The sequence below is a fragment of the Azospirillum formosense genome (assembly GCF_013340925.1).
GTDB lineage: Bacteria > Pseudomonadota > Alphaproteobacteria > Azospirillales > Azospirillaceae > Azospirillum > Azospirillum formosense.
Genome location: NZ_WHOR01000228.1, coordinates 1 through 9,542, shown reverse-complemented (window position 1 = coordinate 9,542; position 9,542 = coordinate 1). Strand labels below are relative to the sequence as shown.

Below are 9,542 nucleotides of genomic sequence, written 5' to 3'. Positions count from 1 at the left end.
CGCCACCTCTGTCCCAGCCATGGCGATGACCTCGGCGGCGGGACCGGTCCCCGGACCGTTCACCGCGGGCGTGGCCGCCTGATCCTTGCCCGCGGTCTTGACGCGCGGAGGAGCAGGTTTCGTCTTCGGCACCGGAACGGCCATGGCGGTCGGTCCGGCGGTCTGCGTTTCGAGAGGAACCGTGGTGCCGGGGCACCCGGCCAGCAGAAGAACCGCCAGCACAAGGCCCGCCTTCCGCCGCCGGCACCCCACTCCGGCATTGGTTCCAGCCACTTCGCATATGGTACCCGTCATCGTCATCGTCGGGCCTTTCAAGCATCGTGGTTGAATTCGCGGGCGGTGTTGCTGGCCCCATGCCTGCACTTGCCGCCTCCGTGAGATCAAGGTCAGTCCAGTCTGGTTAATGTGGCGTTAAACCCCTGTTTGATACCCCCTTTTTGCGCACATTTGCGGCCAATTTTTGTTCCTACTCCTATCGATAGGTCGGATTTTGAACTAATTTGCCTATTTGTAGGTTAGGTGGAATGGGGTCGATCGCCTCAAATACCCACACTTCCCTTTGGCTTATCCTCTAACGAGAAAAGCACGGGGAACCCTTGCGCACGGCGCGTAGCACCGTGAGCCCATGGGCGCGAAAACCGGCAGTTGGGAAGGGAAAAGGAAAGGGCGAAAAAGAGCCCCAAAGACAATCGGCGGCGGAGCCACCCGGGTATGGCCCCACCGCCGGTCAGCCGGACGGGCAACAGTATCGGTAAGATGAGAGCGCCGCACAGGCGTCTCACATGATGTTGCCGCTTGAACTCCAGCCTTCTATCCGACCGGCATTACCGCCGGTCGGCACTGTGCGTACAATGCTTTTTGAGCACCAACCTTCACGTCCACGATCCTGCGCCGGTTTGGCATGATCGTCAAGCCTGCATCGACTGCAAAATGGGCTGGATTACCCAGTTGGCGATACTGCCGAAGGCGATCACCTCACGCGTGCGAAGGGGATATGCTCAGCCTCGGCCCACCGGCGCGCTTACGCGAACAGATTGACCGAACCGGACGGTGTGGGCATCCCCATATCCGCCCCGCCTGGAGCCGACACGCTGTCAGCCGACGTCGCGATCGCCGCATCCCCTCCGGGGCCTTCCGGATCGCCGGAGCCGCTGTCCGTGCCGTCCGGGTCGGTCATGGCCTCCACGAAATCCTTCAAGGTCGTGCTGGACCCGAAGGCCGCCTGACGCAGTTCGTCGACGTTGTCCTGCGCCTCCTTCACGACCTTGTCATAATCCTTGAAGGACTCCCGCCGTGCCTTGCGCCGCTCTTCGGCCTGATCCAGTTCGTTGGCGGCCTTTGCCTCCGCGATGATCGACTTCGCCTTGGCAAGGACGGCCTCCACCCGGCGCCCGAATTCGTCGGCCTCGCGATAGCGCGACATCTTCAATTCGTTGTCGGCCATCATCCGCTGGATGTAATTGCGCATCCTGTCGCCTTGCGGGGCGTTGGGGGTGGCGTTCAAGCTGGGCGCCATCTCCCTCATCCACTGCTCCAGGTCGCTGCCCTGCCCGCCCTTGGCGTTTTCGTCGATCTCTTCGTCGAATCTTTCCGCAGCCTCGGCCTTGTCCTTTTTCTTGTCTTCGTCCGTTTCTCCGTTGGCGGCCTTGCCGTCTGAAGGCGTCTCGCCATCCGAGGCCGTAACGCCTTGGGCGTTCGCCAGACCGGCGGCCTCCGCCGCCACGGCGTCGGCGGAGCGCGCTTCCCCGTCTTCCACCGCTCTTTCGCCTTCCGCCACATCCGTTGCCAAACCGTCCGCCGGCAGCGGTGGGGGTGGCGGAGCCGTGGGCGTCTCCGTCGCCCCTTCGGTCGCAGCGCCCTCGGCAGACGCGTCATTGCCTCCGATGGTCATCGTGACGTCGACGGCGACCTCCGTCTGAACCACGGTGATGGACGTGCGGGTGGTCGTCCGCTCGATGGTGATGCCGCCGATGGACGGCGCTCCGGCCCCACCGGGAAGGCCCATTTCCGCAGCGGCGGCCACGCCGGCGCCATACTCCTTCGCCGCCCGCCCCGCCTGCTTGGCGAGGATCGCGGCTTCCCGCGCCAACTGCACCAGCTTTTCCCGGTCGCCCTGGTGGTGGCGCATCATCATCTTCAGTTCGGCGATCTTGCGCTCGACGTCCTCCAGCCTTTGCGCGGCGACGGCCTTCGGTCCACCGACGCGCTTGGCCTCCTCCAGCGCGTTCACAACCGCGGTGAAGTTCTTCTGCTGCTCCGGCGTCATGGCGAACGGCAGCTTCGTTTGTTCGGCCTTGTCGGCAAGGCGCTGCTTGGCGTCCTTGTAATCCATGGCGTCCAGCGCCCGCTCCCAGTCCTTCTTGGCCTTTTGGAGCTGGAAAAGACTGTTCTGGCCGTTGGAGAGAGCCGAAAAGATGCCGTTCACGACCCCCTCCCCCGGTTCTGCCGAACCTTCGTGAATTCTCGGGGAAGTTTAGCACACTTTCAACTTCCGTCCAATTCCGACAGTGGTTTGGGAATCGGCGCAAGCAACCCGGCGTTGCTCCGCAGGAACGCAATACACACGCCGGAACTCCGATGCCCATGAGGGTGTTTGATTCCCGACATCGGACACCGCAGAGCGCGGCGAATTGCCGCAGGCTGCAGGCCGGAAAGACATCCGCAGCCGACCCCGAGGAGGAAAACAGATGGCAGACCGCGATACGTTGGGCACCGGCGAACCGAACCGCAAGACGCCGGACCCGATGGCCAACAGTGGGGCAAACAGTGGATTGGGCAGCCACCGTTCGGAGAACCGAGGTTCCTCGGACGACATGAACCGCTTGGCCGGCGAAGCCGCCGATGCTGGCCGCGACACTCTGGATGCCGCCCAGGGTCGCATCCGCTCGCTCCTGGAGATGCAGACGGACCGCGCCGCCGACCAGTTGGGCAGCGTCGCCAACGCGTTGCACAAGGCCGCGGAGCAGTTGAACGAGGAGAACAACGGCACCGCCGCCCATTATGCCGGGCAGGCCGCCGACCGCGTGGAGCGGGTGGCCGACATGCTGCGCAACTCTACCGTGGACGACATGGTCGGCCAAGTGGAGCGTTTCGCGCGGCGCCAGCCGGAGGTGTTTGTCGGCGCCGCCTTCGCCGTCGGCTTCCTGTTCGCCCGCTTCGTCAAAAGCTCCGGAGAGCGGCGATTTCGCGGCGCGTCGTCATCCCATCTGACCGGCGGATATGGCCGGCACGACCGAGGCCGTCAGGACTTCGGCCGCCACGATCAGGACCATCACGACTACCGCGACTTCGGCCTGCGGGGTGCGGACCGCGCCGGGCAGGAGGCGTTGCGCACCGATCATGATCTGGCCGGCCACCCCCGCGGCACGGCGGGCGGCATTGCCGGCTCCGCCTCCGCGGGCGGCGTTAACGCGCCGCACCCGAGGTCCAGCCTGTCGTCCGGCATGGCCTCGTCCGGCATGACCGCGACGACCGCCATAACGTCCGCCGGCGGCGGGATCGGCCGCAACCAGGAGGGTCCGCGCCCGCTGAACACCGCCACCGCGGCGACCTCCGCCGCCCGCACCCGTGACGCCGCCGAAATGGTGGCCGGCTCGACGCCCGGCACCATGCCGGGCGCCGCCTCCGAGACCAAGCCGGTTTCCGGCACTCCGATCCAGGGATCCAAACCATGAGCGCTGCGGAGGACCGTTCCTACGATCCGCGGCAAGACCGACCCATCGCCGGCCTGTTCGCCGATCTGGCGCGGGAAACCACCAACCTCGCCCGCACAGAGATCGAATTGGCCAAGGCCGAGCTGACCGAGAAGGCCGGCCAGGCGGCGGGCGGGGCGGCCTATGTGGTTGCCGGCGGGCTGATCGCCTTCGCGGGCGTCCTGGTCCTGCTGGCCGCGGCGGTGCTGGCCCTCTCGAAGGTGGTCGAGCCCTGGCTGGCCGCCGTCATCGTCGGGGCCGTCGTGCTCGTCATCGGCGGCGTGCTGGCGATGATCGGCAAGAAGCGGCTCAGCCCGGAGAATCTCCAGCCTCAGCGCACCATCGAGACGCTGCGGGACGACAAGCGCTGGGCTCGCTCCCAGCTCGCCCGATGAGCGGCCCAATGAGCAAGGGGCCCTTGGACGACGGTGAGAAGGGGCGCGCAACGCCCCGCGACTACGACGCGATGCAACGGGAGATCCGCGAACGCCAAGCCCGGATCGGCGACACGATCCAGGTCCTGAAGCGCAAGACCGCGCGGCTCGCTCCCCGTCACCTGATGGAGCAGACCATGAACCGGATGCACACCACCACCGGCGGCTACGGCGAACGTGCCCAGGACCGCTATTACGAGCCGATCCGCAACAAGACCCACCAGCGGTCCCACTCGGTCGGCGAGACCATGCGCAGCAACCCGATCCCGCTTGCCATGATCGGCATCGGGCTGGGCTGGCTTGCCCTGACCGCCTCGGGCTATGACCGGCGCATTGCGCGAAGCGGCGCGATGCACAACGTCCGCGACCGCGCCGGCAGCGCCGCGCAGTACGCCCGCGACACCTTCTACAGCGCCGGCGGCAGCGTGCGCGACGCCGCCAGCCACGCCTACGAGCGCGCCAGCGATGCGGCAAGCCACGTCTACGAACGGGCGAGCGACGCCGTGGACGAGGCCGGCGACCGCGTGCGCGGCCTGACCGACCACGCCCGCGACCGGGCGCACGACATGCGCCGGGACATGAGCAGCCGCGTGGACAGCCACATCGGCAACCATGGCGGCACCGGCCACTTCCGGGCGTCGGACCGGTTGCACAGCGCGACCGGGCGCTTCTGGGAGATGGTGGATGACCACCCGGTGGTGGCCGGCGTGATGGGCGTCGCCCTGGGCGCGGCGCTGGGCGCCAGCATCCCATCCTCCCGCTACGAAGACCGCTGGGTCGGCGACTACGCCGACGAGGCGACCAACCGCGCCAAGGAGATGGCCCGCGACGCCATGGACCGCGGCACCCGCGCCGCCCGCGCGGCGGTCGAAGCCGCCAAGGAAGAGGTCGGCGATGCGGTGAGCGCGGCCAGCGACGCGGCGCGGGAGGAGGCGCGCAAGCCGGGCTGACCGGTTTCGCTCACGTCTTTCCCCTCGGCTCCTTTCGGGTTCCACGCCGACTGCACCGGCCCCGCGGCCTCGACCGCGGGGCCGGTCTTTCGTTGTCCGACCACCCTGCATGGTTTCCCGGGAGTGGAGAGCGTCCGCGACAGTTCGCCGCAGCGTGCGTCGGGCGCAGGCCTGCCATCCTTATACCCGAGTGTTTTTCCCGGTTATCCCGCTCCGGTTCCGCTTGACAAAGGTCCTATGATGGCCACTTAATCAGGACCAATTTAGTCCTGTATCGGGGTGGTCATGATCCGGCTGAGCAAGCTGACCGACTACGCCATCGTCGTGATGAGCGAAATGGCGCGCCACGTGGGCACGGTTCACACCGTCTCCCATCTGGCGGAGCGCACGGGCGTGCCCTCCCCCACGGTCGCCAAGCTCATGAAGACGCTGACCCCGGCGGGCCTCACGACCTCGCACCGCGGCGCCGCCGGTGGTTATGCGCTCAGCCGCGCCGCCGATGCAATCTCTATCGCCGAGATCATCACGGCGCTCGACGGCCCGATCGCGCTCACCGCCTGCGTTGAGGGCGGCGACAGCCAATGCGGCGTGCAGCGCCTGTGTCCGATGCGCGGCGGCTGGGAGAAGGTGAACAGCGCCATCCGCGGCGCGCTCGAACAGGTGACGCTGGCCGACATGATGGGACCGCCCGCCTGGGCGGCTGGTCCACCCGGCCCGCTCGACACGATTGGAGCCGGCCCAGTCCCGGCACGGCGCGCCGCCGTCTGACGTTTCGGCGCCTTCATCGGAAACGCTTTCAGGGAACGAGAGACAAGCATGGCCGCCACGACCGAAACCGTCGAACAGGTCCGCGCCGTCACGGAGCAGAAGTACAAGTACGGCTTCACGACGGACATCGAATCGGATGTCGCGCCCAAGGGCCTGAACGAGGACACCGTCCGCTTCATCTCCGCCAAGAAAGAGGAGCCGGAATGGCTTCTCGAATGGCGCCTGAAGGCGTTCCGCGTCTGGCAGGAGATGGAGGAGCCGCGCCACTGGGCGAAGCTGTCCTACCCGCCGATCGACTATCAGGACGCGCACTACTACGCCGCGCCCAAGATGAAGGACCGCCCGAAGTCGCTGGACGAGGTCGATCCCGAGCTGCTGAAGACCTACGAAAAGCTGGGCATCCCGCTGCGCGAGCAGGAGATCCTGGCCGGCGTCGAAGGGGCCGAGGGCAAGAGCCCGGCCATCGCCGTGGACGCCGTGTTCGACAGCGTGTCGGTCGCGACCACCTTCAAGGCCAAGCTGGAGGAGATGGGCATCATCTTCTGCTCCATCTCCGAGGCCGTGCACAAGTGCCCGGAGCTGGTCCAGAAGTATCTCGGCTCCGTCGTGCCCTACACCGACAATTTCTACGCGACGCTGAACTGCGCGGTCTTCACCGACGGCAGCTTCGTCTACATTCCGAAGGGCGTGCGCTGCCCGATGGAGCTGTCCACTTACTTCCGCATCAACCAGGCCAACACCGGCCAGTTCGAGCGGACGCTGATCATCGCCGACGAGGGCAGCTACGTCAGCTATCTGGAAGGCTGCACGGCGCCCCAGCGCGACGAGAACCAGCTGCACGCCGCGGTGGTCGAGCTGGTGGCGCTGGATGACGCGCAGATCAAGTACTCGACGGTCCAGAACTGGTATCCGGGCAACGCGGAAGGCGTCGGCGGCATCTACAACTTCGTGACCAAGCGCGGCGCCTGCCGCGGCCGCAACTCCAAGATCTCCTGGACGCAGGTGGAGACCGGTTCCGCCATCACCTGGAAGTACCCGAGTTGCATCCTGCAGGGGGACAACTCGGTGGGCGAGTTCTATTCGGTCGCCATCACCAACAACTTCCAGCAGGCCGACACCGGCACCAAGATGATCCACATCGGCAAGAACACCCGCTCGACCATCGTGTCGAAGGGCATCTCCGCCGGGCGGGCGCAGCAGACCTACCGCGGGCTGGTGAAGATCCTGCCGAAGGCGGAGGGTGCCCGCAACCACACCCAGTGCGACAGCCTGCTGATCGGTGACCAGTGCGGCGCCCACACGGTGCCCTACATCGAGAACCGCAACCGCACCGCCCGCGTCGAGCACGAGGCGACGACCGCCAAGATCAGCGAGGACCAGCTGTTCTACTGCCGCCAGCGCGGCCTGTCGGAAGAGGACGCCGTGTCGCTGATCGTCAACGGCTTCTGCAAGGAAGTGCTGAAGGAGCTGCCCATGGAGTTCGCCGTGGAAGCCCAGAAGCTCGTCGGCATCAGCCTCGAAGGCAGCGTCGGCTGACCGCCCACCGTATCGCGAAGGAAGAAGAAACGATGATCGAGATCAAGAACCTGCACGCCACGGTGGACGGCAAGGAAATCCTCAAAGGCATCGACCTGACGATCAACCCGGGCGAGGTGCACGCCATCATGGGGCCGAACGGCTCGGGCAAGAGCACGCTCAGCTACGTGCTGGCCGGCCGCGACGGCTACGAGATCACCGAGGGCTCGGTGAGCTTCTTCGGCAAGGACCTGCTGGAGATGGAGCCGGAGGAGCGCGCCGCCGCCGGCCTGTTCCTGGCCTTCCAGTACCCGGTCGAGATCCCCGGCGTCGCCAACACCACCTTCCTGAAGTCCGCCCTGAACGCCATCCGCAAGCAGCGCGGCGAGCCGGAGCTGGACGCCATGCAGTTCCTGAAGCTGGTGCGCGAAAAGACCAAAGCGCTGAACATGACCGACGAGATGCTGAAGCGCGCGGTCAACGTCGGCTTCTCCGGCGGCGAGAAGAAGCGCAACGAGACGCTCCAGATGGCCGTCCTCCAGCCGACGTTCGCCATCCTCGACGAGACGGACAGCGGCCTCGACATCGACGCGCTGAAGATCGTGGCCGAGGGCGTGAACGCGCTCCGCTCGCCGGAGCGGTCGATGCTGGTCATCACCCACTACCAGCGCCTGCTCGACTACATCGTGCCGGACCATGTGCATGTGCTGGCCTTCGGCAAGATCCAGCGCTCCGGCGGCAAGGAGCTGGCGCTGGAGCTGGAGAAGAACGGCTACGCCGAGTTCGGCGTGAACGAGGCGGCCTGATCATGGCGACGACGACCCTCACCAAGGCGCCGCGGGGCTACGACCCGGCGGCGGCCAAGCCCTTCCTGGAGCAGCTCGACCGGGTCAAGGACGGCCTGCCCGGCGGCGGCCTGTCCTGGCTGAACGACCTGCGCAGCCAGGGCCATGACCGCTTCGCCGCGCTCGGCCTGCCGACTGTGAAGAACGAGTCCTGGCGCTACACCAACCTGCGCGCGCTCGACAAGCTGGCCTTCCAGCCGGCGGCCGGCACCGGCGAGGCCGTCCGTTTCGACGTGCTGCCGACGGTCCGCGCGGACGGCGCGACCGGCCCGCGTCTGGTCTTCGTGGACGGGCGTTTCCGGGCGGAGCTGTCCTCCACCGCCGGTCTGCCGACGGGGGTCGAGCTGCTGAACCTCGCCGACGCCCTGACTCGCAAGCCCGATCTGGTGGCCGAGCATCTGGGCCGGATCGCCGCCCCCGACGATCAGCCGCTGGTCGCGCTGAACACCGCCTTCCTGGCGGATGGCCCGGTCCTGCATGTGCCGCGCGGCGTCACGGTGGATGAGACCATCGAGCTGGTCTTCGTCTCCGTCGGCACCGAGGCGCTGCCCACCGCCTTCCACCCGCGTGGCCTGATCGTCGCGGAGGCGGAGTCCCGCGCCGTGATCGTCGAGCATCACGTCGGCCTGGGCTCCTGCACCACCCTGTCGAACGGCGTGACCGAGGTTTTCGTCGGCGCGGGCGCGTCGGTCCACCACTACAAGGTCCAGCGCGAGCACACGGAGTCCTTCCACCTGTCGCACACCGCGGCGAGGGTGGCCGGCAAGGGCATCTACGACAACTTCATCCTGACCATCGGCGCCAGGCTGTCGCGCAACGAGGTCAACAGCGTCCTGGACGGCGAGGACGGCGACACGCATGTCAGCGGCGCCTACATGGTGCGCGGCGGCCAGCACGTCGACACCACGACCTTCATCGACCACGCCAAGCCCTGCTGCACCAGCCGCGAGGTCTACAAGGGCGTGATCGACGACCAGGCCCGCGCCGTCTTCCAGGGCAAGATCATCGTGCGCCCCAACGCGCAGAAGACCGACGGTTACCAGCAGAACCGCGCGCTCCTGCTCTCCGACACCGCGGAGATCGACTCGAAGCCGGAGCTGGAGATCTACGCCGACGACGTGAAGTGCAGCCACGGCGCCACGGTGGGCGAGTTGGACGACGATCAGCTCTTCTATCTGCGCGCCCGCGGCATCGACAAGGATACGGCGCGCGGCCTGCTGATCGGCGCCTTCCTGTCCGAGGCGCTGGAGGAGATCGCCGAGGAGGGCGTCCGCGACGCTTTCCAGAGCTACGTCGCCAACTGGCAGAACGCGCGCTGAGGAGGGACCCGGACATGGA

8 protein-coding genes and 1 pseudogene are annotated in these 9,542 nt (G+C 67.0%); 7 read left to right on the top strand and 2 right to left on the bottom strand.

The genetic code is table 11. The features are described from left to right. A pseudogene (locus GBZ26_RS22680) lies at window positions 1-222 on the bottom strand (hypothetical protein); the annotation flags it as partial. A gap of 799 nt (window positions 223-1,021) precedes the next feature. Continuing rightward, window positions 1,022-2,425, bottom strand: coding sequence for a hypothetical protein (locus tag GBZ26_RS30405; RefSeq protein ID WP_247884874.1), 1,404 nt, complete (start codon window positions 2,423-2,425; stop codon window positions 1,022-1,024). Window positions 2,426-2,687: 262 nt separating this feature from the next. On the opposite strand from GBZ26_RS30405, the gene GBZ26_RS22670 reads away from it, so the two are divergent. From GBZ26_RS22670 to sufD, 7 genes are all read left to right on the top strand, one after another. Then, window positions 2,688-3,674, top strand: a complete 987-nt coding sequence (locus GBZ26_RS22670; protein WP_174440796.1) for a hypothetical protein — start codon at window positions 2,688-2,690, stop codon at window positions 3,672-3,674. Next, window positions 3,671-4,087 carry a phage holin family protein gene (locus tag GBZ26_RS22665; protein WP_035676152.1) on the top strand — a complete coding sequence of 139 codons (417 nt, stop codon included), beginning with the start codon at window positions 3,671-3,673 and terminating at the stop codon, window positions 4,085-4,087. Before GBZ26_RS22670 ends, GBZ26_RS22665 begins: the two co-directional genes overlap by 4 nt. Before the next feature lie 8 nt (window positions 4,088-4,095). After that, a complete protein-coding gene (locus tag GBZ26_RS22660; protein ID WP_174440795.1) occupies window positions 4,096-5,076 on the top strand; it encodes a hypothetical protein in 981 nt (326 codons plus the stop codon). Between the two features lie 285 nt (window positions 5,077-5,361). After that, the gene (locus tag GBZ26_RS22655; protein WP_174440794.1) at window positions 5,362-5,844 is read left to right on the top strand and encodes an SUF system Fe-S cluster assembly regulator; all 483 of its coding nucleotides are present in this window, start codon (window positions 5,362-5,364) and stop codon (window positions 5,842-5,844) included. 48 nt (window positions 5,845-5,892) lie between these two features. Continuing rightward, window positions 5,893-7,380, top strand: coding sequence for a Fe-S cluster assembly protein SufB (gene sufB, locus GBZ26_RS22650; RefSeq protein ID WP_137105143.1), 1,488 nt, complete (start codon window positions 5,893-5,895; stop codon window positions 7,378-7,380). 32 nt (window positions 7,381-7,412) lie between these two features. Continuing rightward, window positions 7,413-8,165 carry a Fe-S cluster assembly ATPase SufC gene (sufC, locus tag GBZ26_RS22645; protein WP_119507052.1) on the top strand — a complete coding sequence of 251 codons (753 nt, stop codon included), beginning with the start codon at window positions 7,413-7,415 and terminating at the stop codon, window positions 8,163-8,165. 2 nt (window positions 8,166-8,167) lie between these two features. Then, on the top strand, window positions 8,168-9,523 hold the full coding sequence (gene sufD / locus GBZ26_RS22640; RefSeq protein ID WP_174440793.1) for a Fe-S cluster assembly protein SufD: 1,356 nt from the start codon (window positions 8,168-8,170) through the stop codon (window positions 9,521-9,523). Window positions 9,524-9,542 lie beyond the last annotated feature (19 nt).